Source organism: Roseateles sp., from assembly GCF_047654805.1.
GTDB lineage: Bacteria > Pseudomonadota > Gammaproteobacteria > Burkholderiales > Burkholderiaceae_C > Pelomonas.
The window spans coordinates 1,162,477-1,185,979 of sequence record NZ_JASGIV010000001.1 but is presented as its reverse complement, the minus strand read 5'-3'; the positions used below and the strand labels follow the sequence as shown (position 1 = coordinate 1,185,979).

Annotated in this window: 20 protein-coding genes; 14 read left to right on the top strand and 6 right to left on the bottom strand. The window is 70.1% G+C overall.

Going from position 1 to position 23,503, the window contains the following annotated elements; genetic code table 11:
- The first annotated feature begins 52 nt into the window (after positions 1-52).
- The 5 genes from QM732_RS05315 (at position 53) to QM732_RS05295 (ending at position 8,559) form a co-directional block, all read left to right on the top strand.
- A complete protein-coding gene (locus QM732_RS05315) occupies positions 53-1,975 on the top strand; it encodes a DUF3482 domain-containing protein (protein ID WP_415655149.1) in 1,923 nt (640 codons plus the stop codon).
- A gap of 89 nt (positions 1,976-2,064) precedes the next feature.
- A complete protein-coding gene (locus tag QM732_RS05310) occupies positions 2,065-3,435 on the top strand; it encodes an MBL fold metallo-hydrolase RNA specificity domain-containing protein (protein WP_415655148.1) in 1,371 nt (456 codons plus the stop codon).
- Entirely contained in the window at positions 3,435-4,727 is a 1,293-nt protein-coding gene (locus QM732_RS05305) for an MgtC/SapB family protein (RefSeq protein WP_415655147.1), read from the top strand. Before QM732_RS05310 ends, QM732_RS05305 begins: the two co-directional genes overlap by 1 nt.
- Positions 4,724-6,592 carry an FAD-dependent 5-carboxymethylaminomethyl-2-thiouridine(34) oxidoreductase MnmC gene (mnmC, locus tag QM732_RS05300; protein ID WP_415655146.1) on the top strand — a complete coding sequence of 623 codons (1,869 nt, stop codon included), beginning with the start codon at positions 4,724-4,726 and terminating at the stop codon, positions 6,590-6,592. Before QM732_RS05305 ends, mnmC begins: the two co-directional genes overlap by 4 nt.
- An 89-nt stretch (positions 6,593-6,681) precedes the next feature.
- Positions 6,682-8,559 carry a methyl-accepting chemotaxis protein gene (locus QM732_RS05295; protein ID WP_415655145.1) on the top strand — a complete coding sequence of 626 codons (1,878 nt, stop codon included), beginning with the start codon at positions 6,682-6,684 and terminating at the stop codon, positions 8,557-8,559.
- A gap of 75 nt (positions 8,560-8,634) precedes the next feature.
- Here QM732_RS05295 and rpiA read toward each other — a convergent pair whose 3' ends face one another.
- The 5 genes from rpiA to QM732_RS05270 form a co-directional block, all read right to left on the bottom strand.
- Positions 8,635-9,294, bottom strand: coding sequence for a ribose-5-phosphate isomerase RpiA (rpiA, locus tag QM732_RS05290; protein ID WP_415655144.1), 660 nt, complete (start codon positions 9,292-9,294; stop codon positions 8,635-8,637).
- A gap of 64 nt (positions 9,295-9,358) precedes the next feature.
- Entirely contained in the window at positions 9,359-11,119 is a 1,761-nt protein-coding gene (locus tag QM732_RS05285) for a family 16 glycosylhydrolase (RefSeq protein WP_415655143.1), read from the bottom strand.
- Positions 11,120-11,124: 5 nt separating this feature from the next.
- Positions 11,125-11,745: a PEP-CTERM sorting domain-containing protein gene (locus tag QM732_RS05280; RefSeq protein WP_415655142.1), complete on the bottom strand. Its 621-nt coding sequence runs from the start codon at positions 11,743-11,745 to the stop codon at positions 11,125-11,127.
- A gap of 18 nt (positions 11,746-11,763) precedes the next feature.
- Entirely contained in the window at positions 11,764-12,432 is a 669-nt protein-coding gene (locus QM732_RS05275) for a PEP-CTERM sorting domain-containing protein (RefSeq protein ID WP_415655141.1), read from the bottom strand.
- 276 nt (positions 12,433-12,708) lie between these two features.
- Entirely contained in the window at positions 12,709-13,830 is a 1,122-nt protein-coding gene (locus QM732_RS05270) for a 3-deoxy-7-phosphoheptulonate synthase (protein ID WP_415655140.1), read from the bottom strand.
- 88 nt (positions 13,831-13,918) lie between these two features.
- Between QM732_RS05270 and QM732_RS05265 the strand changes: the two genes are divergently transcribed.
- The 3 genes from QM732_RS05265 (at position 13,919) to QM732_RS05255 (ending at position 16,226) form a co-directional block, all read left to right on the top strand.
- On the top strand, positions 13,919-14,242 hold the full coding sequence (locus QM732_RS05265) for a hypothetical protein (RefSeq protein ID WP_415655139.1): 324 nt from the start codon (positions 13,919-13,921) through the stop codon (positions 14,240-14,242).
- Between the two features lie 114 nt (positions 14,243-14,356).
- On the top strand, positions 14,357-15,670 hold the full coding sequence (locus QM732_RS05260; RefSeq protein ID WP_415655138.1) for a hemolysin family protein: 1,314 nt from the start codon (positions 14,357-14,359) through the stop codon (positions 15,668-15,670).
- Between the two features lie 4 nt (positions 15,671-15,674).
- On the top strand, positions 15,675-16,226 hold the full coding sequence (locus tag QM732_RS05255) for a hypothetical protein (RefSeq protein WP_415655137.1): 552 nt from the start codon (positions 15,675-15,677) through the stop codon (positions 16,224-16,226).
- On the opposite strand, the gene QM732_RS05250 is transcribed toward QM732_RS05255, so the two are convergent.
- Positions 16,132-17,058: a DMT family transporter gene (locus QM732_RS05250; RefSeq protein ID WP_415655136.1), complete on the bottom strand. Its 927-nt coding sequence runs from the start codon at positions 17,056-17,058 to the stop codon at positions 16,132-16,134. The two genes, QM732_RS05255 and QM732_RS05250, sit on opposite strands and share 95 nt — an antisense overlap.
- Positions 17,059-17,158: 100 nt before the next feature.
- Between QM732_RS05250 and QM732_RS05245 the strand changes: the two genes are divergently transcribed.
- The 6 genes from QM732_RS05245 to QM732_RS05220 all read left to right on the top strand — a co-directional run bounded on the left by QM732_RS05245 (position 17,159) and on the right by QM732_RS05220 (position 23,486).
- Positions 17,159-18,130, top strand: coding sequence for a LysR family transcriptional regulator (locus QM732_RS05245; RefSeq protein WP_415655135.1), 972 nt, complete (start codon positions 17,159-17,161; stop codon positions 18,128-18,130).
- 368 nt (positions 18,131-18,498) lie between these two features.
- Positions 18,499-19,731: a glycine betaine/L-proline ABC transporter ATP-binding protein ProV gene (gene proV, locus QM732_RS05240; RefSeq protein ID WP_415655134.1), complete on the top strand. Its 1,233-nt coding sequence runs from the start codon at positions 18,499-18,501 to the stop codon at positions 19,729-19,731.
- A 12-nt stretch (positions 19,732-19,743) separates the two neighbouring features.
- Entirely contained in the window at positions 19,744-20,901 is a 1,158-nt protein-coding gene (proW, locus tag QM732_RS05235; RefSeq protein WP_415655133.1) for a glycine betaine/L-proline ABC transporter permease ProW, read from the top strand.
- Positions 20,898-21,905 (top strand): glycine betaine/L-proline ABC transporter substrate-binding protein ProX, encoded by a 1,008-nt coding sequence (gene proX, locus QM732_RS05230; protein ID WP_415655132.1) that lies wholly within the window; start codon positions 20,898-20,900, stop codon positions 21,903-21,905. Before proW ends, proX begins: the two co-directional genes overlap by 4 nt.
- Before the next feature lie 35 nt (positions 21,906-21,940).
- Positions 21,941-22,981 (top strand): quinone-dependent dihydroorotate dehydrogenase, encoded by a 1,041-nt coding sequence (locus QM732_RS05225; protein ID WP_415655131.1) that lies wholly within the window; start codon positions 21,941-21,943, stop codon positions 22,979-22,981.
- Positions 22,982-22,988: 7 nt separating this feature from the next.
- Positions 22,989-23,486 carry an outer membrane protein assembly factor BamE gene (locus tag QM732_RS05220; RefSeq protein WP_415655130.1) on the top strand — a complete coding sequence of 166 codons (498 nt, stop codon included), beginning with the start codon at positions 22,989-22,991 and terminating at the stop codon, positions 23,484-23,486.
- The last annotated feature ends 17 nt before the right edge of the window (positions 23,487-23,503 follow it).

Below are 23,503 nucleotides of genomic sequence, written 5' to 3'. Positions count from 1 at the left end.
AGAGCCCGCTCCCGCCCGGAGCGGGCTTTTTGTTGCCTGCTCTAATCCGCGCATGGCCCGATCCAAGACCGACGCCAGCCTCACTGCCGCCGAAGCCGACGCCCGCCGCGTTGCCCTGCTGGACTGGGCCGAGACCCGTGACGTCGGCGCGCTGTGGTCCACCGACGATGCCCGCTGGGCCACTCAGCAAGCGCGCGCCGAGGGCGGCACCGACTTCCGTATCGCCCGCGCACGCCACGCCGCCCGGCGACTGGGCGAGCGCGACGAGCGCCTCGCGCAGTTGGTCGAGCGGCGCCGCTGGTCAACTGGGTGGGTAATGGGGGCGGCGCTGGCCGGCCTGGTGCTGGGCGTCGCGGCCGACCGCCTAGGAGGCCAGTTGCTGAACCTGCTGGCGCTGCCGCTGTGGCCGCTGCTGGGCTTGCAACTACTGGCCTATGCCGTGCTTCTGGCGTTCGCGCTGCGTTCGCGCCGCGCTACGCGCGCGCCCGACCTGCTGCTTTGGTTGGGTCGGCGGCTGCTGACGCCCGGCCAACGCGGCCGCGGCCGGGCAGCGCAGGTCCAGGCGCACTGGTGGCGGCTCAGCCTGCCGCTGCAATCGGCCCGCACCGTGCTGTTGTGGCATGCAGGCGTACTGGGACTGAACCTCGGCCTGATTGCGGGGCTGTACCTGCGTGCGCTGGGGATGGAGGTGCTCATAGGCTGGGAGAGCACCTACCTCGACGCGGCCCAGGTGCAGCGGCTGGCCGACCTCGTGCTGGCGCCGGCCGCGGCCATGACCGGCATCACCGTACCCGACGTCGCGCCGCTGCGGCATGCCGCCCTGCAAGGGCCTACCGCGTCGGCCGCCGACTGGCTGCATCTGCTGGCGGCCACGGTGGGCCTGGTCACGCTGCCGCGCCTGCTCCTGCTGGTCTCCGCCGCGACACGCAGCTGGCGGCTGGCACGCGCTCTGCCGCTGCCCGCCGGTAGTGCACCGGGCGATCTGCGCCTGCTGTTGATTGGCTCGTTGGGCCGTCTGGCGGGCAGCCTGCTGGGCGAGGCCGGCGAACGCCTGGCCAGCCCCGAAGGCGACCGTCTGTTGCTGACACGGGCCGATGCGACGCCTTCGCTGCCAGTGTCACGCTGGCCGGTGCGGGTATGGAGCGGCCTTGCCCCCGCTCCCGCGCTGGACACTGGCTTCGACGCCAGCGTGGCCGCTGAAGAGCTGCCACCCGGCGCACCCGGCTGGCCGGCCCAGCGCCGCCAACTGCTGGCGCTGGGCCAGCTGTGGCCGCAGTCGCGGCAGCCGGTATGGCAGCGCCTGCTCAACGCCTGGGAACGGCCGATGCTCGAGCGAGAGGAGAAGGCGAGGGAGCTGCTGGCCGACACGTTGGCCGGCCTGTGCCTGCAGCCCGTGCAACTGCCCGAGGGCGCTCAGCCGCAGGCACAACTGCAGCTGGCCGTACAGCAGCAGTTGGAAGTGCTGGCCGCGCGGCTGGAGACGCTCTACGGCGCACCGCCCGCGAGCATGATCATGCCCGATGCTGCCCAGCGCTGGGCGCACCAGGTCGTGCGCCCGTATCCGGTCGCGCGCAACTCCGTGCTGGGCGGCGCGCTGGGCGGCGCGGCCACCGGCCTGGGCGCCGACCTTGCCGCCGGAGGGCTAACGCTCGGCGCTGGCGCCTTGGCCGGCGCCGTGCTGGGCGGCGTCGCGGGCAGCGGCCTTACCGGCTGGCTGAACCGGCGCGAGGGACGGCAGACGAGCACGTTGCAGATGGCCCCGACCGCCGCGCCTGCACTGCTCGCCGAAGTGCTGGGCGTGTGGCTGGCGCAGTTGGGCGTTCAGCTGCCGGCCGCGCAGGTCGCCGCCCGCGCCGCGGCGCTGGACTGGAGCACCACGCTTCACGGCGATGTCGCTGCGGCGCGGCGCGAGCTGGCGGCGCGGATCGACGAGGCCTGCGCAGCGCTGCTGAGGGATGCCGACACGGCGTCGTGAGCAAGAGAGCGTCCGCGGCTTGCGCTGACGCAACGCCGGGCGGCGCGGAAGGTGGTGCAATGCGGCACCCGCCCCCCATCACCCGCTCCATGAAACTGACCTTTCTCGGCGCCGCCGACACCGTCACCGGCTCGCGCCACCTGCTGACCCTGGGTGAGCAGCGCCTGCTGCTGGATGCCGGCCTGTTCCAGGGCTACAAGGCCTTGCGCGAACGCAACTGGATGGCCCTGGGCGCGCCCGCCACGCAGCTCGACGCCGTACTGCTGTCGCACGCCCACCTGGACCACTGCGGCTACCTGCCGGCACTGCGCCGGCAGGGCTTCAAGGGCCCCATCTACGCCACCTCCGCCACACGCGACCTCTGTGACGTGCTGCTGCGCGACAGCGCCCACCTGCAGGAGGAGGACGCCCGCCGCGCCAACAAGGACGGCAGCAGCCGCCATGAAAAGGCTCTGCCGCTGTACACCGTGCGCGAAGCCGAGGCAACGCTCAAGCAGTTCGCGGCGCTACCGCGCGACGGCAAGCTCAGGCTGGGCGCCACCGACGTGCGCTTCACGCCGGCCGGCCACCTGCTGGGTGCGTGCAGCATCCACGTCAGCCAGGCCGGCCGCTCCCTGCTGTTCTCGGGTGACATCGGGCGCGTGGGCGATCTGCTGATGCCCGTGCCCCAGGTGCCGGCCGCGGCCGACGTGGTCGTCATCGAATCCACCTACGGCAACCGCCTGCATCCAGCCCAGGACGCCCAGGCCCACCTTGGCCAGATCCTGCGCAACACCTTCAAGCGTGGCGGCTCGGTGCTGCTACCCAGTTTCGCCGTCGGCCGCGCACAGTCCCTGCTGCTGCTGCTGCAACGCCTGCGCAACGCTGGCGAGCTGCCGCTGGACGTGCCGATCTGGCTGGACAGCCCCATGGCCGAGCAGGCCACCGAGCTGACCGTCAAACATGCTCGGCTGCTGCGCATCTCGGCCGCCGAAGCGCGTGGCCTGACCGACCGCGTGCACTACGTGACCAAGCAGGCCCAGAGCCAAAAGCTCGCCGCCAGCCTGGCGCAGCCACGCGCCAAGCCGGCCATCGTGATCTCCGCCAGCGGCATGGCCACGGGTGGGCGCGTGCTGAACTACATCGAGACGCTGGCGCCCCAGGCCCGCCACCACATTGCCTTCCCCGGTTTCCAGGCTGGCGGCACGCGCGGCGCGCGCATGGTGGCCGGCGAGCGCGAGATCAAGGTCCGCGGCCGCTGGGTGCCCGTGAACGCCGAGATCAGCCAGCTCGAAGGACTCTCCGGCCATGCGGACGCCGACGGCCTGCTGCAGTGGCTGCGCGCCCTGCCCCGACCACCCGAGCAGGTCTACATCGTCCACGGCGAGCCGGCAGCGGCCGACGCGCTGCGCTGCCGCGTGCAGGACGAGCTGGGCTGGGCCGTGCGCGTGCCCCAGCACGGCGAGACCGTCGCCTGGTGATGGACGGCCTGGGCCAGGCCTTCGGCGTCCCCGACGAGCTGATCGTCGGGCTCACCGCCGCCCTCGGCAGCGGCCTGCTGGTCGGGCTGGAGCGCGAGCGCGCCAAGCAGCGCGGGCCGCATCGTGAACCGGCCGGGCTGCGAACCTTCACGCTGGCCGCCATGGGCGGCGCGCTGGCACAGGCGCTGCAACTGCCCGGCCTGGTCGCCGTCGGCGCCCTGGCCATCGCCGCGCTGGCAGCAACGGCCATGCTGCGCCACCGTGGCCGCGACCCGGGACTGACGACGGAGATCGCGCTGCTCGTCACCTACCTGATCGGCGCACTGTGCGTGACAGCACCACTGCTGGGTTCGCCCGCCGCCGTCGTGCTGACCGGCCTGCTGGCGGCGCGCACCCGGCTGCATCGCTTCGCCACCCAGGTGCTTCGCGAGGAGGAACTGCACGACGGCCTGCTGCTGGGCGCGCTGGCGCTGGTGGTGCTGCCTCTGATGCCGCAGCAACCCCTGCCCTGGCTGGCCGGCATGAAGATGCACTCGCTGCTGGGGCTGATGCTGCTGCTGCTCATGCTGCAGGCGGCCGGCCACGTCGCGCTGCGCCTGGCCGGGCCGCAGGCTGGGCTGGCCGTGTCGGGCCTGCTGTCCGGCCTGGTCTCCAGCACAGCCACCATCGCGGCCATGGGTGCCCGCTCGCGCGGCCAGCCCGGCCTCGCGCTGGCCTGCGCCGCGGGTGCCGTGCTGTCCACCTGCGCGACCTGGCTCCAGGCCCAGGCCATGCTGTTCGCGATGGCGCCCGACGCCGCACTGGCGCTGCTGCCCATCAGCCTGCTGGGCATGGCACTGTGTGGCGGCCTGGGACTGCTGCTGGCGCGCCGCTCGCGGCGGGTCGAGCAGGCGGGCAGTGCCACGGCCCTCCCCGGTGGCCGCCGCGGCCCGCTGCGGCTGCGCGAGGCACTGCTGCTGTCACTCATCCTCAGCGCCGTGGCCGTGGCCGTGAGCTGGGCGCGCAACCACTTCGGTGACACCGGCCTCTACGGCGCCGTCGCCCTGGCCGCCTTCGCCGACGTGCACGCGCCCATTGCCTCGCTGGCCGGCCTGCAGGCCGCCGGCAGCATCGACATCCACCAAGCCTTGCTGGGCGTTCTGCTGGCCTTCGCCTGCAACAGCAGCACACGCAGCATCACGGCCGTTGCCGCGGGTGGCTGGCGCTTCGCGGGCTTCGTCATCCCGGCCCTGGCACTGCCGCTGCTGCTGGGCGGCGGTCTGGCCGTCTTGCTTCATGGCGGCCTCACATGAGCCTGGCCCTACCGCCGGCCGAGGTGGACTTCTCCGATCCCAACGCACCGGCTGCGCCAGCGTATGGCGACGTCTACCACTCGCGCGCGGGCGCCCTGCCTCAGGCCCGCCACGTCTTTCTCGGCGGCAACGGCCTGCCCGGCCGCTGGCAGGGGCGCGACCGCTTCGTCGTCCTGGAGACCGGCTTCGGCCTGGGCAACAACTTCCTTGCGACCTGGGACGCCTGGCGGCAGGATCCGGCGCGCTGCGGGCGCCTCGTCTTCGCCAGCGTGGAGAAGCATCCACTGCGCCGCGAGGACCTGGCCCGCGCCCACGCGGCCAGCCCTCTGGCTGACCTGGCGCAGCAACTGGTCGAGCGCTGGCCGCCTCTGACCACCGGCCTGCACACGCTGAGCTTCGAGGGCGGCCATGTCGAGCTGCTGCTGGGCCTGGGCGAGGCGCGCGAGCTGCTGCGCGAACTGGTGCTGTCGGCGGATGCGCTCTACCTCGACGGTTTCGCACCCCAGCGCAACCCCGAGCTGTGGGACGACTGGCTGCTCAAGAGCCTGGCCCGCCACGCGGTACCCGGCACGACGGCCGCGACCTGGAGCATCAATCGGCCGATGCGCCGCGCACTGGCCTCGCTGGGCTTCGAGGTCGGGCTGGCACCGGGCTTTGCCAACAAGCCGGAGATGACGGTCGCCCGCTTCGCGCCGCGCCACGTGCCGCAACGCCCGGCCGGCCGCGAAGCCATCGCGCCGGGAGTGCGCCGCGCCGTCATCATCGGCGCCGGATTGGGCGGCGCGGCCTGCGCGCTGGCGCTGTCGCGCGCTGGTCTGGCCTGCACCGTCGTCGACGCCCTGGCCGCTCCGGCCCAGGCCAGCTCGGGCAACCCGGCCGGCCTGTTCCACGGTACTGTCAATCCGGACGACGGGCCGCATGCCCGCTTCAACCGCGCCGCGGCCCTCGCCACCCAGGCACTGCTGGCCGAGCTGGGCCTGCCGCACCAGCGCGGCCTGCTGCGGCTGGAGACGCGGCTGGCCGCCAGCGCGATGCAGGGCGCGCCGGGCTACGTCGAGGCGCTGTCGGCCGAGACCGCGTCGGCGCTGGCCGGTATTCCCCTTGCCCATCCGGCCTGGTTCTACCCTGGAGGGGGTGCACTCGCACCGGCCGACTACACGCGAGCGATGCTGACCGCCAGCGGCGCCGAGCTGAGGCTGGACGCCACCGTTGCCGCGCTGCGGCAGCATGCGGACGGCTGGCGATTGCTCGACTCAGCGGGCGGAACCATCGCCGACGGCCAGCTCGTGGTGCTGGCCGGCGGCCATGCTCAGCTGCCTTTGCTCGGCGAACTGGCCGGGCATCTCGTCGTGCAGCGCGGCCAGATCAGCCATCTGCCTGCCGCGCCCTGGTGCCCGGCCGTGCCCATCGCCGGCGAGGGCTATGCGATTGCCGACGGCCGGGGCGGTCTGTGGTGCGGCGCCACCACGCAGGACGGTGACCTCGACCCCGCGCTGCGCGAAGCCGACCAGGCCGACAACCTCGCACGCTACGCCCGCCTGGCCGGGCTGGCCGAGGCACCGCGCGCCGCATTGGCTGGGCGGGTCGGCTGGCGGCTGCTGACGCCCGACCGACTGCCGTTGATCGGCGGCCTGGCGATGCCTGGCCCACTGGCCGATCAGTTGCGCTTGCAGCCACGGCAGGCCGGCCTGATCGTCTGCACCGCCTTCGGTTCGCGCGGCATCGGCTGGGCCGCCCTGGCGGGGCGCCTCGTCGCCGCCCTGGCCTTGGGCTCGCCGCGGCCCCTTGAGGCCGACCTGCTGGACGCCGTGGACCCGCTGCGCTTCGCACTGCGGCGCGCTCGGCGTGCAATAGCAGCGGTTTAGGCGTGGTTTCGCAGCCCTGAAGTGCCATTCAGACCGGGACGCGCGGGCACACTCGCCCGCTTGTCGCAGAGGCACACAGAGGAATTGCCATGTTCAACGGTTTGCTGGGATCGCGCAGCATTGCGCAACGCCTTACCCTCGTGCTCGGGGTGGTGTTGCTGATTTCATTCATCGGTTCGGCCATCGGCTTCTTCGCGCTGAGCCGCGTGGCCGCGCAGTCGTCCACCATGTATGACGACTACCTGCTCGCCGAGCGCAACGCGACGGAGTACTACCGGCTGGTCAGCGGCGGCGAGGTGCGTTCGATGGCCATCGCGCTGTCGAGCGACCTGACCCTGGGCGACCAGATGGCCGCGCACGCGGCGAAGTCCACGGAAGCCGCCAACGAGATCTTCAAGAAGATCGAGCCGCAGATGGACACAGAGGTCGAGAAGGCCCTGATGAAGACGCTGGACCAGGCTCGCCTGGGCTATCGCGCCGCCCGGGAGTCCCTGACCAAGGCCAAGAAGTCGGGCAACGAGGCCGCTGCCCATCAAGCCTACGAAAACGAATTCAAGCCCGCCGTCAGCAAACTGACCGAAACCACGCTGGCCATCGTGAAATCCCAGCGTGACCAGCTCGACGCTTCCGCCAAGGAGCTGGCAAGCGCCAACACCCGTGCCCGCACCAGCCTGGTCGTGTTCGCGCTGATCGCGCTGGCCCTGGGGGGCTGGCTGGCGCTGGCGCTGGGCGCCTCCATCACGCGCCCGCTGCGCCGCGCGGCCGAGGTGGCCGAGGCAATCTCCCATTTCGACCTGACCCGCGACATCCCGACCGGCGGCAGCGACGAGGTCGGCCGGCTGCTGAATGCGCTGCAGGGAATGCAAAGCGCCCTGCAAAAGCTCATCGGCGAGGTACGCGGTGCAGCCGACAGCATAGGCACCGCCAGCAACGAGATCGCCACCGGCAACCTGGACCTCAGCCAGCGCACCGAGCAGACGGCGAGCAATCTGCAGAACGCGGCGTCGTCCATGTCCGAGCTGACCGGTACCGTCAAGCAAACGGCCGATGCGGCGATGACGGCCAACCAACTCGCCAGCTCTGCTGCCTCGGTGGCCCAGCGTGGCGGCGAGGCCGTGTCCCAGGTCGTCGCGACCATGGAGGAGATCAGCCAGAGCTCGCGCAAGATCAACGACATCATTGGCGTCATCGACGGCATCGCCTTCCAGACCAACATCCTGGCGCTGAACGCGGCCGTGGAGGCGGCGCGCGCCGGCGAACAGGGCCGCGGCTTCGCGGTCGTGGCTGCCGAAGTGCGCTCGCTGGCCCAGCGCTCCGCGGGCGCGGCCAAGGAGATCAAGACGCTGATCGGCGCCAGCGTGGAACGGGTGGATTCGGGCACCCAGCAGGTGCAGGCCGCTGGCGCCACGATGACCGAGATCGTCGCCAGCGTGCAGCGCGTGACCGACATCATCGGCGAGATCAGCGCCGCGGCACGCGAGCAGAGTGAGGGCATCGGCGTCGTCAATGGCTCCGTCGTGCAGCTCGACCAGATGACGCAGCAGAACGCCGCGCTGGTGGAGGAATCCGCCGCCGCCGCAGAGAGCCTGCGCGAGCAGTCGGCCCGCATGGCCGAGGTCATCAGCGTGTTCAGGCTTGGCACCTCGACGCAGCGCGCGCCAGCCGTCAAGCCGTCAGCGCCCGCAACCCTCGTACCGGCGGCACCCAAGCCCGCCCCCGCGAAGCCGGCCTCCAAGGCGAGCGTCAAGCCAAGCGTCAAGGCGGACGTCAAGCCGGCCGCCGCCAAGAAGGCCGCTCCGCCCGCCCCGAGGCCCGCAGCAGCACCCGCACCCAAGATCGTGGCCAGCCCGAAGCCGGCCGCAGCGGTGCCCAAGGCCAAGCCCGCCACGTTCACTGCCGCTCCGCGGCCCGCGCCTGCGCCCGCCCCTGCGTCGACCGCCGACGACGGCGACTGGGAAACCTTCTGACGCACGCGACGGTGCCGCAGCCATGACGAAAGGGGCGCCTCGCGCCCCTCGTCATTCAGCCCGCGAACACCGGGCTCAGAACTTCAGCGTCCTCACCCCGTCTGCATCGCCCAGCAGGCAGACCTGAGCGCGGTGGCGCGCGAACACGCCCACCGTCACGACGCCGGGCCACTGGTTGACCTCGGCCTCGAAAGCCAGCGGGTCGGTGATGGACAGGCCCGTCACGTCGAGGATGTGGCCGCCGTTGTCGGTCACGACGCCCGCGCGCAGCTTCGCGTCGCCGCCGAGCCTGGCGAAGCGGCGCGTCAGCTGGGCCGCAGCCATCGGGATGATCTCCACCGGCAGCGGGAACTTGCCCAGCGTGGCAACCAGCTTGGACGCGTCCGCGATGCACACGAAGGTCTGGGCCAGGTCCGCAACGATCTTCTCGCGAGTCAGCGCAGCGCCGCCGCCCTTGATCATGAAGCCCTGGCCATCGATCTCGTCGGCGCCGTCGATGTAGACGGCCAGGCCCGTCACCTCGGCCGCATCGAGCACCTTGATGCCGTGCTTGAGCAGGCGCTGCGTGGAGCGCTCCGAGCTGGACACCGCGCCGGGAATGGCCACACCGCTGGCCGCGAGGGCGTCGATGAAGCAGTCCACCGTCGAGCCGGTGCCGACGCCGAGGATCTGGCCGGCGGGGACGTAGTCCAGGGCCGCGCGGCCGACGAGTTGCTTGAGCTGGTCTTGGTTCATGCGGCCGATTTTCGCGGATCGGCGGAGGTGGCGTCTCGCCCCCCCCCCGCCGGATCATCCTGCCCTACCTGATCACGGCCGACTTGGCCGCCGAATCGACCGCCAGGCCGCGCGCCTTGTCCCAGGCGGTGAAGCGGTACTCGACCACGTCGCCCTTCTTGAGGCCGCCGGCTGTGTAGCGCCCGGTGGTGCCGTCCTGGCGCATGCGCACGGTCCGGGTCTCGCCGCCGTTGACCGCGTAGTGCACGTCTACCCAGCCCGTCGCCGGGGCGGCGAACTCGAGCAAGGATGCGCCGGTCTGCGTCGCATCCCCCGAGACAGCGGCCGCGGCCTTGGCCAGCATGGGGGCTCGCAACACCACCTGGGCAGCACCCGCAACGCCCGAGTCCCAGATGATGTCGTCGAAGGCGATCTGGAACTGCGCGTTCGGCAAGGCACCGTCGACGCTGAAGAACTGGAACAGGTCCAGCATGGATTGCAGCGCGACCCGCGGGCCAGCGATCTCGGCGACCGGGATGGTGGCAGTCCCCCACTCACCGTTGCGCACGAGGCCGTAGGCCGTGGTGTTGGCCGGGAAGGTCACCGAGCTCTGGTTGGTGTAGGTGTCGTAGATGCCGATGCGGAAGGCGACATTGGCCGGCACCTTGATCTTCAGCTTGATGTTGCCGCCGCGAAAGCCGCTCATGTCGTGCACCTGGCGCGACTGGATGCTGCCGCCAAACCACTGGCCGGGTGCGAAATACTTGAAGGCCAGCACACCGGAACCCTCGTAGGGCGGGATGTCGCCAGCGGTCAGCGAGCCCTGGTTCCAGATGAAGATGTCCGACGAGACGCCCGGCACCTGCTTGTTGTCCACCGGCGTGTCGTCCGTGAACACACCGAACCGGCCGACCTCGGGCTGGGTGCCGACGCCGAGCTTGACCTCGCCCAGGCCATCGAGCTCGTAGACACGCACATAGTCCACGTAGGTGGTGGCCGGCAGCGGCGCCGTGACCTGGGCCGGCGTCGCCGCAGGCGTGAAGTTGCCGCCCACGGCCATATTCAGCAGCAGGTAGAAAGGCGCCTGCAACGCTGGCGAGTTGACGGCCAGCGGCGCCTTGTACATGTCGTACTCGCGACCGTTGTCCAGCACCGTGAAGCGCATCTGCGTGTCCGTCCAGTAGAGGCGGTAGGTCACGAAGCGGTTGGCGAGCGAGCGGCTGGGCGTGTACCAGTTCTTGTTCTGCCAGGCCGTGGAGCCCGCGCAGCTCTCGTTGCCCGGCACGCAGGCGTCTTGCTGGAAGGTGATGACGTTGGCACCAACGAACTGGTCGGGCGAGATCGGAGGCAGCCCGGCCGGCTGGCGGCCGCCCTGCTCCATGAGGTCGATCTCGCCGTTGCGCGGCCACGTCTGCGGGCTGGTGCCCAGCATCCATGCAGCCGGCCACAGGCCGATGCCGACCTTGGGTGTGGCCATGCGGACCTCAATGAGACCGTACTTGACCTGCACCTTGCCGGACGAATCGATCTTGCCGGAGGTGAACTGGTTGCTGCCCACCACCTCGCGCCGTGCCGTGATGGCCAGGGCCCGCGTGCCCGGCTCGAAGGGCACGTTGGCGATGCTGAGGTTGCCGGGGCTGTAGAACTGCAGCTCCTGGTTGCCGTAGCCGCAGAGGTTGACCTGGCAACCGTTGCCGTTGGCGGGCGTCCAGAGGCTGGTGTCCAGGCTGGCACCGTTGAACTCCTCGGACCAGAGCAGCTTGCCGATGACGGGGCTGGTGACGCTGGCCGACGCCACAGCGCTGGCGGCCAGCAGCAGGCCGCCGATGAGATGTTGACGGATCATGGCGTTCACCCCCGGGTGGCGTTGGACTTGCGGCGGGCCGCGGCCGCGACGAGCAGGCCACCGGCCAGCATCAGGCCGTAGCTGGCCGGCTCGGGCACCGCACTGACCGTGATGCGGGCTGCGGGCATGCCGGTGAAGGGCGAGTCCACCGTCGTCCAGTTGCCGCCGGACGAGTAGGCCCAGCTGCCGTTGGGCGTGTCGGTGCCGCTCTGCCACTGGCCGCTGAAGCCGGCATCGGCGACGGCGACGAGCCAGTAGCTGCCGGCAGCCAGCGTCCAGCCGGCGGGCGACAGCAGCGTATTGGCCCAGGGGTCGACAAGGTGGGTGCTGTAGAGCCAGCCGCTGCCATCCGGCAAGGCGCCGGTGCGCGCCACGATGCCGAGCGTCACGCCGCCGACGCCGTCGATGGACGTCAGGATGGACTGGATGTCCGTGGCGCTGCCGATGTCGAAGGCGATGGCGATGTCCTGGCCCTGGAACAGCGGTGTGGGCCAGCCCTCGAGCATGTCGATATCAGGGCCATACGAGTCGAGCACGACGGTGCCGGCTGCGCTGGCGTGGGCGGCCAGGCCGCACAGCAGCAGCGATGCCGCGACCCTGTTGAATGTGTGGATCTGGAAATTCATGGCGAGTCTCCTCGGCTTTCAGGCGCGGCGGCGGCGGACGATGGCGCCGACCACCACCAAGCCGGCAACGAGCAGGGCATAGCTCTGGGGCTCGGGCACGGCCGTGGTCAGCGTGAGCTGGATGTCGTCGATGTAGATGGCGTTGGCGCGACCATCGAGCAGCGGGCCGACAGCGGTGTTCATTTCCAGGAAGACCGAGGTCGTGCCGGCAGGAATGGCTGCGGCCTGGAAGGTGATCAGCGTCCAGCCGTCGGCATTGATGGCTTGGTGGAAAAACTGGCTGCCGCTGTCCACGAGGATGCCGCTGATGCCCATGTAGCGCAGTGCGAACAGGGCGTTTCCAGTGGTGCCGGCATCTCCCTTGGCCCAGAAGCTCAGCACCGGCGTATCGCCGACGTTGGCCGCCGTCAGCGACGGCAGGCCGCCGTGGGCGACCGAATCCTGGAAGAGCGTCGAGGCGCCAAAGCCGGCCGGCACGGTCAGCAGCGCGGAATGGCTACCGCTGTGGGCGTCGCTGGCCAGCAAGGCCGGATTGCCGGTGGGGGCCGCCAGCCAGCCGGCGGCAAAGGACTCCGCGTTGCCCGCTGTCTCAAAGCCGCCATTGGCGATGCCGTTGCTCGTTGCCGCTGCTGCGGCGCCGGTCAGGGCGAGTGCAACCACCGCCACGGTGGTTCTCAGGTTCAGCATGTCGTCTCCTTGGTTTTGCTTGAAGGGAGGTGGTCCCGAACGAGGCGACGACGTACTGCATGCCGGCCGCCGAAACTGAAAGCGCTTTCTGAAAGCGCTTTCAGGCGACGGGACCATAGGGCCGGGAATTCAGGCTGTCAATGTGGAGTGCCCTTGTCCGGCGTAACCCATCCCGGGTTCAAGGACAAGGCCGCGGCGCGGCCCTAAGCCGGCCGCTGGTGTCCGAGGCAGACGAAAGGGGCGGTCGTCGCGGCGACGGCACCGCCCAGGGTGGCGTCAGCCCCGGCGCTTCTGGACAGCGGCTGCGAGCTCGCGCAGCAGCGGCTCCGTCTGGGCCCAGCCCAGGCAGGCGTCGGTGATGGACACGCCGGGCTTGAGATCGGCCCGGGTCTGGCCCTCGGCCAGATCCTGGCGGCCGGGCTGCAGATGGCTTTCGATCATGACGCCCGTGATGCGCGTGTCACCGCCGGCGATCTGGCCAGCCACGTCGCGGCCGACATCCACTTGGCGCTCGTACTTCTTGCTGGAGTTGGCGTGCGAGAAGTCGATCATGACCTGCTCACGCAGGCCCGAGGTCTTGAGAGCCGCACAGGCGGCGTCAACGGAGGCGGCGTCGTAGTTGGGTGCCTTGCCGCCACGCAGGATGACGTGGCAGTCCTGGTTGCCGCGGGTCTCGAAGATGGCCGCCGTGCCCATCTTGGTCATGCCCATGAAGGCGTGGGCGCTGCTGGCGGCCAGCACGGCATCACTGGCGACCTTGATACCGCCGTCGGTGCCGTTCTTGAAGCCGACCGGGCAGGAAAGGCCCGAGGCGAGCTGGCGGTGGCTCTGGCTCTCGGTCGTGCGCGCGCCAATGGCGCCCCAGGCGATGAGGTCGGAGATGTACTGCGGCGACAGCAGGTCCAGGAACTCGGTGCCCGCCGGCAGGCCCAGGCCGTTGACGTCCAGCAGCAACTGGCGCGCCAGGCGCAGACCTTCGTTCATGTGGAAGCTGCCGTCCAGGCGCGGGTCGTTGATGTAGCCCTTCCATCCCACCGTCGTGCGCGGCTTCTCGAAGTAGACGCGCATGACGATGAGCAGGTCCCGGCTGAGCTCGTCACGCGCAGCCTTGAGCAGGCGGGCGTAGTCCATCGCCTGGTCGTGGTCATGGATGGAACAGGGCCCGACGATGACCAGCAGGCGGTCGTCCTGGCCGTGCAGGATTGCACCGATCTGCTGGCGGGCCTGTTCGACCAGCTCCAGCGCCGGGTCCGGCACCGGCAACTCCTCCAGCAGCAGGGCCGGGCTGATCAGCGCGCGCACGGCGCCGATGCGGGTGTCGTCGGTGCGCGTCGTGTCGCGCGTCTCGTCACGGGAGCCAACTTCATGGTCATGGCGGGGATCGTCCAAAGGTTTCATCGCAGGGCTCCAGGCAAGCCTGCGATTGTCACCGCTCGGCAGCGCCCCCGCTCGGGCCGGCCCTGAGGTCCGCCCCTAGAATCATCGCGTGCTTCGCTGGTTCCGACTCCTGGTCATCGCCCTGCTGCTGCCGGCCTACGGTCTGGCGGCCGTCGTTGCCCCGTCGCTCCCGGACAGCGATATGACGGCCCCCTCCAGCCTCACCGAAGAGCCGGCATCGCCCGCCACGGACATCGCCGCGCTGATCGCCGAACTCGGCGACACGACGGACGACATGTCCGACCACTGCCTGCCCCATGTGACCGCCATCGTCGCGGCGCCCCCTCTGGCCGCGCCGGCCAGCCTGGGCCGGCGCCTCGCTGTCGACGCCCCGCTCGCGCAGCCGCTGCGGCCGCCCAGCTCGGGCGCCTGAGGCCGGCGCGGCAGCTCCGCGCCTTCCCATTCTTTCCTGCCCGACTTCGTTCCCGCGACGGAGCCGGTCCGCGTGCGTCCCGATGCCGGACGCCGCTCCTGTCACTCATCCCCCATGGAAATTGCCCTACTGCTCGCCCTCATCCTGATCAACGGCGTCTTCGCGATGTCCGAGATCGGCCTGGTCACCGCCCGCAAGGCCCGACTGCAACGCCTCATCGACGAGGGCGACAGCAGCGCCGCCGTCGCGCTGCAACTCGGCGCCGACCCGACGCGCTTCCTCTCCACCATCCAGATCGGCATCACCTCCATCGGCGTGCTCAACGGCATCGTCGGCGAGTCCGTTCTGGCCGGCCCGCTGGCCGAGTGGCTGCTTGGCCTGGGCATGCCCGCAGCCTATGCCAGCGGCACGGCCACCGGCCTGGTCGTGGTCGTCATCACGTACTTCTCCATCGTGCTGGGCGAGCTGGTGCCCAAGCGCCTGGGCCAGTCGCACCCAGAGCTGGTGGCCCGTCTCGTCGCCCGGCCCATCTCGGCGCTTGCCATCGCCACGAAGCCGTTCGTTGCGCTGCTGGCTGGCTCGACGAATGCACTGCTGCGCCTGCTGGGGGTGCGTGACCAGGGCGCATCCGCCGTGACGGAGGAGGAGATCCACGCGCTGCTGGCCGAGGGCACCAGCGCTGGCATCATCGAGTCGCACGAGCACACCATGGTGCGCAACGTATTCCGCCTCGACGACCGTCAGATCGCCTCGCTGATGGTGCCGCGGGCCGACATCGTCTGCCTGGACCTCGGCCACGACGTCAAGGACAACCTGGCCGTGCTCGCCGCCTCGCACCATGAGCGCTTCCCGGTCGTGCGCGGCGGCCTGGACCACATCGTCGGCGTGGTGAGCGCACGCCAGATCCTGACGCGCCAGCTCCACGGCGAACCGCTGCTGCCCGAGGCCGGCATGGAGGAGCCACTGTACGTGCCCGAGACGCTGACCGGCATGGAGCTGCTGGAAAACTTCCGCGGCAGCAACGTGCACATGGCCTTCGTCATCGACGAGTACGGCGAGATCCAGGGCCTCGTCACGCTGCAGGACCTGGTGGAGGCCATCACCGGCGAGTTCCAGCCGCGCGACCCGGCGCTGGCCTGGGCTGTGCAGCGCGACGACGGCTCCTGGCTGCTGGACGGGCACATCCCCGTGCCGGAGCTGAAGGACCGGCTGGCCCTCGATGCCGTGCCCGAGGAGGAGCGGGGCCGCTATCACACGCTCAGCGGCATGATGATGCTGCTGACCGGCCGCCTGCCGCGCGTTGCCGAGGCGGTGGACTGGGAGGGCTGGCGCCTGGAGATCGTCGACATGGACGGCAAGACCATCGACAAGGTGCTGGCGACGCGACTGCAGGAGGCGGCCGCCGAGCCCGCCGCCAAGGCGGCGTGACGCGATGGCAGTCCTCCTCCACCCCATCGCGAATCGGCTCGCCGCCGCCGCCGCCGCGCTGCTGCTGTGCGCCTGTGACGGCTACCCGAGCGAAGACACCGTGCCACCCAACCCCTTCGACATCGACAACGCCCAGCGGCTGCAGGCGCTGGATGCGCTCGGCGCCAAGGCCTACCGCGGCGAGCGCAGCCGCTTCGCGCTGGACGCGCAGTGCACGCTACGCGTCACCCGCAACGGCGGCCCACAGCGTGAGCGCTTCGAGCAGGCGCTCGCTCCGGGCATGCATGTCGGCATCAGTTTCGACAAGGCCGAACGGGTCTTCGAGGTCCACCTGCTGTCCGACAGCGGACCCGACGCCCGGCGCCTGGGCCTGCTGCTGCGCAGCTCGGCCTGGATGCAGGCCGCCCAGGCGGACCTGCTGGTGCAATTGATGATCCGCGACTGCGCGGGCATCGCGGACCTCAGCGCCGCGACGGTGCCGCCGCCGCCACGCACAGTGCCGACAGCGCAAATCCCGCCAGCGCCAGCGGCGACAGCCGCTCGCCCAATGCGATGAAGCCCATCAGCGCCGACACACCCGGAATCAGGAAGAACAGGCTGGCCACCTGCCCCGCCAGGCCGCGGCGGATCATGATGAACATCAGGCTGAAGGCTCCGATGGAGTTGACCAGGCCAAGCCACAGCCAGGCGCCAACCAGTTCCACCGTCCAGTCGACCGCGAAGTGCTCGCTGGGCCACGCCACGAGCCCGACAGCCAGCGCCGACACGGCCATCTGGATGCCGGCGCCGCTGCGCAGGTCCATATGGGCACAGAAGCGCTTCTGGTACAGCGTGCCGGCGACCAGCCCCAGCAGGCCGAGCCCGGCAGCCGCGTAGGCGGGCCAGGCCCCGCCCATCGGCTTGCCCATCACCACCCAGGCCACGCCCACCAGGCCGCCCAGCAGGCTCAAGGCCTGGCGCAGGTTCAGCCGCTCGGCCAGCCAAAGGTGGGCGCCCAGCGCCGTGGCGAGCGGCATCAGGCCGATCAGCAGTCCGGCCACGCCGGCGCTCAGGCCCCACTGCAGTGCGAAGTAGATGCAGGAGAAGTGCAGCACCTGCATCAGCAGGCCCGCGACGGCCAGGTGTCCCCAGGCCCGCGCGCGGTGCGGCCAGGGAGCACCTGTGGCCAACGCGGCGGCGATCAGCACGACAGCGGCGAGACCGAAGCGCAGCGTCAACAGTGTCAGCGGCCCGGTGTGCGGCAACGCCAGCTTGCCGGCGACATAGCCGCTGCTCCACAACACGATGAAGAGCAGTGGCAGGCTGGACGCGGCAACGGCGGACAGAAGCCGCTCGAACGGGCCGGGCTGGAAGGAACGGGCTGGCAGGCTGGGCGTCAGGGTGGGCATGGCGCAACTCCTTGAGGGGCAGGACGCGACTCTAGAAATCGAAGGATCAGGACACAATCCAGATCAAAGTTGATTCAGAGTTTCCAAACGGAGAACAACCATGGGCCGCCTCGAAGACCTGCAAGCCTTTGCCCGCGTCGTCGACGCCCGCGGTTTCTCGGGCGCGGCGCGGTTGCTGGGCACCACCAAGTCCGCGGTCAGCAAGCAAGTCGTACGGCTGGAGGACCAACTGGGCACCCGGCTGCTTCACCGCACGACCCGCAGCGTCAGTCCGACGGCCGAGGGCCGCGCCGTCTACGACCGGGCGCTTCGGCTGCTGGACGAGTCGCTGGCACTGGAGACGGAGCTGGCGGGGCGCCGCGACGAGCCGCGCGGCGTACTGCGCATGTCGGTCTCCACTGCCTTCGGCAATCTGCAGTTCACCGCGCTGCTGGCCGAGTTCTGCGCCCGGCATCCGCAGCTGGACGTCGTGCTGGGCCTGAACGATCGCTACGTGGACCTCGCGGAAGAAGGCTTCGACGTGGTGCTGCGGCTGACGCGCAAACCCTCCGACGGTCTGGTGGCGCGCCGACTGGCGGCCATCCGCTTCGTGCTGTGCGCCTCGCCGGCTTACCTCCAGGCCCATGGCGAGCCGCAGGCCGTGGACGACATCGCCAGTCACCGTTGCCTGCGCTTTGGCTACCTGCAGTCACCCGACCGCTGGCGCTTCCGCCACGCCGAGCGCGGCGAGGCCGACGTCGAGACCCGCGGCGCGCTGCGCTTCGAGAGCGGCATCACGGCCAACAGCAGCGAGTCGCTGCGCGTCGCTGCACTGGCAGGCATGGGCCTGGCCGTGCTTCCCACCTATGCGGTAGGCGCCGACCTGCGTGCCGGCCGGCTGCGGGCCGTCCTGCCGGACTGGCTGCCGGTGGGCGGCCTGGCCGATGCCGACACGCTCTACGCCGTCTATCTGCCCAGCCGCCACCCGGCGCCCAAGGTGCGGGCTCTCATCGACTTCATGTTGCAGAAGATGGGCGACGTGCCGCCCTGGGACCGGCCCGACGACGTGCCAGAGAATTCCAATCAGTTATAATGAAGGCACTTATTTCGATCAATAAGTCATTTTGATCGAGCCGTGCTACTTGCGGGCCAGCCTCGGCCCCATCGCGGCACGAAGACCCGGGCCCTGCCCGGCAAGCGGCGAGGACTGCGTTCCCGCCACGACCAGCCATGCTCCCGCAGGCAGCGCCCCTCGACCAGGCCCGCTGCGGCGATCAGGAGTTCCGGCGGGTATTGCTTGCGTCATCACGTCGTTCTCAGTGCCCGCCGGCAGCCCTTGGAGGCCTGCACGACGCGCGTGCGCGCTCACAGCCTCCCCGGTTGATGGCATGACGGCCGTCACTGCCTGCAGTGGCGGCGCCCTGTTCACCTGCAGCGTTGCTGCACGAAAGGAGCACGTCCATGGCCAAGGCCATCCTCATCGACCACGTCTTCAAGGTCTTCGGCGACCAGCCCGAACAGGCGCTGGCCCTGGTCCGCCAGGGTCTGTCCAAGCAGGAGATCCTGGCCCGCACCGGCCAGTCCATCGGCGTGTTCGACGCCAGCTTCGAGATCCATGCCGGCGAGGTCTTCGTCATCATGGGTCTGTCCGGTTCGGGCAAGTCCACACTGGTGCGGCTGCTGAACCGGCTCATCGAACCCAGCGCCGGGCGCATCGTCATCGACGGTGAGGACATCAACGCGCACTCCGATGCGCGCTTGCGCGCACTGCGCCGCAAGGACATCGGCATGGTGTTCCAGTCCTTCGCCCTGATGCCGCACATGACGGTACGCGACAACACCGCCTTCGGCCTGGAGCTCGCAGGCACCGCCAAGGCCCGGCGTCTGGCCGCTGCCGATGACGCGCTGGCCCAGGTGGGCCTGGCTGGCTGGGGCGACAGCTATCCGGACGAGCTGTCCGGGGGCATGCAGCAGCGCGTGGGCCTGGCGCGCGCGCTGGCAGCGGACCCGGCCATCCTGCTGATGGACGAGGCATTCTCTGCGCTGGACCCCATCATCCGCGCCGAGATGCAGTCGGAACTGCTGCGGTTGCAGCAGGTGCGCCGCCGCACCATCGTCTTCATCTCGCACGACCTCGACGAGGCCATGCGCATCGGCGACCGCATCGCCATCATGAAGGATGGCCAGGTCGTGCAGGTCGGCACGCCCGACGAGATCCTGCGCCAGCCAGCCGACGACTTCGTGCGCAGCTTCGTACGCGGCGTCGACGCGGCGGCCGTCTTCAAGGCGGCCGACATCGCGCGCCAGCCACTGACTGTCGTCGCCGAGCACAGCGATCGCGGCTGCCGTGCAGCGCTGAAGCAACTTGAGGACCAGGACCGCGAACACGCCTACGTCGTCAGCCCCTCGCGGCGCTATCTCGGCGTCGTCTCGGTCGACAGCCTGCGCACTGCGCTGGACGGCCACGCCGGCCCATTGGGCTTGCAGCGCGCCTTCATCGCATCACTGCCGGAGCTTGCAGCTGATGCTCCTGTCGCAGGCCTTTTCGGGCAGGTGGCGCAGGCGCCTTGTGCGCTCCCGGTGGTTACCGCCGAGGGGCGTTTCTGCGGCGTGATCAGCAAGACCACGCTGCTGAAGTTCCTCGACCGCGACACGCCGCCCATCGAGGTTGCCTCGGCCGCCGAAGCCGCCTGAACTGGAGAACCCATGAACGAGAACGCATTGCCGCAACTCGACGTCGCGCCGGCCCCCGACTACGCCGCCAGCGGCATGGCCGCAGCGCCGACGCAGACCTACGTCGATCCCTGGCAGGCCATGTCGGCCGCGCCTGACGACGCCGCCACCCGTGCCTGGCTGGACGCGCCGGCATCCACCGCGCACCACAGCAACGCGGCCGATGCTGTCGGCCTGCACTGGCAGCAGTTGTGGGATGGCGGGCTGCCGGTCGAGTCCTGGATCAACCAGGGCCTGGGCTGGGTCGTCGAGCACGGCCGCCCCTTCTTCCAGCATGTGCGCCTGCCCATCGATGGCACGCTGAACTGGGTGCAAGGCCTGCTTGGCAGCCTCCCGGCCACTGCGATGATCGGCCTCATCGGCCTGCTGACCTGGCAGTTCGCCGGCCGCAGGCTCGCGATCGGCAGCACGGTGTCGCTCGCGCTGGTGGCGCTCCTGGGCATCTGGCCCGAGGCCATGGTCACGCTGTCGCTGGTGTTGACCTCGCTGCTGTTCTGCCTGTTGGTGGGCCTGCCTCTGGGCGTGTTGCTGGCCAGCAGCGACCGCGCCCAGCGCCTGATGCGCCCGCTGCTGGACGCGATGCAGACCACGCCCGCCTTTGTCTACCTGGTGCCCGTGGTGATGCTGTTCGGCATCGGCAACGTGCCCGGCGTCATCGTGACCATCGTGTTCGCGCTGGCACCACTGGCGAGGCTGACCAACCTGGGCCTGCGCCAGGTGCGCCCCGACCTGATCGAGGCCGCCCGAGCCTACGGCGCGTCGCCATGGCAGATGCTGGTCAAGGTGAAGCTGCCGCTGGCGATGCCGTCCATCATGGCCGGCATCAACCAGGCACTGATGCTGTCGCTGTCCATGGTGGTCATCGCATCCATGATCGCCGTCGGCGGCCTGGGCCAGATGGTGCTGCGCGGCATCGGCCGGCTCGACATGGGCCTAGCCACCGTGGGAGGCCTGGGCATCGTGCTGCTGGCCATCACGCTGGACCGCCTGACGCAGGCCCTGGGCCGCTCGCGCCGTGGCGCCGCCAGGCGGTGGTGGCATGCCGGTCCGGCCGGCCTCGCACTGCGCGGCCTGCGGCACCTGCTGCGCCCTCCGGAGCCCATGCCTCAAAAACAGGGGGTCCAGGCATGAACAAGCTCGCCCGTAACCTCATCACCCTTGGTCTGCTCGCGCTGTGTCTGGCGGGCCGCGCCGAGGTCCTTCCGGGCCGGGGCGTCACGGTCCAGCCGCTGAAGAGCTCGCTGGCCGAGGAAGCCTTCCAGACCCTGCTGGTCTCGCGCGCCCTCGAAAGGCTCGGCTACACCGTGCTGCCCATGAAGGACCTGGAACCCGCCACCGAGCATCTGGCCATCGCCAACGGCGACGCCACCTTCATGGCCAACCACTGGCAGTTGCTGCACGCCGATTTCTACGAAAACAGCGGCGGCGACGCCAAGCTGTTCCGCAGCTCCGGCGCATATGCCGAGGGCGCCGTGCAGGGCTATCTGATCGACCGCAAGACGGCCGAGCAGTACGGCATCACCCGCATCGACCAGCTGAAGGATCCGGTCATCGCCAAGCTCTTCGACGGCGATGGCGACGGCCGGGCCGACCTGACGGGCTGCAACCCCGGCTGGGGCTGCGAGCTGGCCATCGAGCAGCACCTGGGCGCCTACGGCCTGCGCGAACACGTGACGCACCGCCAGGGCAGCTACGCCGCCCTGATGGCCGACACCATCGCCCGCTTCCGCCAGGGCCATCCCGTCCTGTACTACACCTGGACACCCTACTGGGTCAGCGCCGTGCTGCGGCCAGGGACCGACGTGGTCTGGCTGCAGGTGCCGTCCTCGGCAGCACAGGAGGGCACGCCCGACACGCGGCTGCCCAACGGCCGCAACTACGGCTTCCAGGCCGACCGGGAGCAGATCGTGGCCAACCGGGCCTTCATCGAGCGCAACCCTGCTGCGGCGCGGCTTTTCGAGCTGATGAAACTGCCCATCGGCGACATCAACGCGCAGAACCTGCGCATGAGCGAAGGCGAGAACACGCAGCGGGACGTGGAGCGCCATGTCGACGGCTGGATCCGCGTCCACCAGACGCTGTTCGACAGCTGGATCAGCACGGCGGCCCGGGCGGGTGGACACGAGTCGCCCTGAGTTCCGCCCGGCCGCGGTTAGCGACAATCGAGGCCATGCCCCTCGTTCCCTACGCCCTCACCCGCCCCTTCCTGTTCGGCCTTGATCCGGAACAAGCCCACGAATTGACCCTTGGCGCCATCGCCAGGCTGCAGAACACGCCGGCACAGGCACTCTGGTGCGGAGAGCGCATCAGCGACCCCGTCACCCTCGCCGGTCTGCGCTTCCCCAACCGCGTGGGCCTGGCCGCGGGCCTGGACAAGAACGGTCGCTGCATCGACGGCCTGGGCGCGATGGGCTTCGGCTTCATCGAGGTGGGCACCGTGACGCCCAAGGGCCAGCCCGGCAATGACAAGCCTCGCATGTTCCGCCTGCCCGAGGCAAATGCGCTGATCAACCGCCTGGGCTTCAACAATGAAGGCCTGCCGAGCTTCATCGCCAACGTGCAACGCGCACACAGCTTCCGCAAGGCCGGCGGCGTGCTGGGTCTGAACATCGGCAAGAACGCCGCCACGCCCATAGAGAACGCGGCCGACGACTACCTGCTCGGCCTGGAGGGCGTGCACGCCCACGCCGACTACGTCACCGTCAACATCTCCAGTCCCAACACCAAGAACCTGCGCGCGCTGCAAAGCGATGCGGCACTGGACGCGCTGCTGGGCGCGCTGCAGCAGCGCAAACAACAGCTCGATGCACAGAGCGGCCGGCACGTACCCATGTTCGTGAAGATCGCGCCAGACCTGGAGGAGGCCCAGGTCGCCATCATTGCGCAGACGCTGACGGCCAACGGCATCGACGGTGTCATCGCGACGAACACCACCGTCGCCCGTGATGCCGTGCAAGGCCTGCAGCACGCGGATGAGACGGGCGGCCTGTCCGGCGCGCCTGTCTTCGAGGCCAGCAACCGCGTCATCCGCCTGCTGCGCGCAGCCCTGCCCGCCGGCTATCCCATCATCGGTGTCGGCGGTGTGATGAGCGCCGAGAACGCCGGCGCCAAAATCGACGCTGGCGCGGACCTTGTGCAGATCTACACCGGCCTCATCTACAAGGGCCCGGCCCTCGTCAGCGCCTGTGCGAAGGCCCTGGCTCAACGCTGAAACCGCCATGCGCCTCGCCGTCCTCGCCCTGTGCCTCACGCTGCTGGCCGGCTGCGCGACACCGGATCGCGATGCCCGGCTGCAGCCGGGCATCAGCCGCGAGGCCGACGTCATCGCGATCTACGGCCCGCCCGTGCGGGACTGGCCGGAGGCTGACGGTGGACGCACTCTGGAGTACTCCAGCCAGCCCATGGGCCGGCATGCCTACATGGTGCGCCTGGCCGCCGATGGCCGGTTGCTAGGCATATCGGACGGCCTCTCACCCGCCGGCCGTGCGCGCATCGAGCCAGGAATGACGCCCGAGCAGGTCAGCCGGCTGCTGGGCCGTGAGCGCTCCCGGGTGTTCTTCCGCAACAGCGGCGAGGATGTGTGGGACTGGACCGTCGAGCCCGACCAGGCAGGCTATGGCCTGCGCTTCAACGTCCACTTCAAGGACGGCGTCGTCGTGCGCACGACGCAGAGCATGGTATTCCCGAGCCGGCGCTTCCCAGGGCTGGATGACTAGGCACAAAAAGGCCCTGC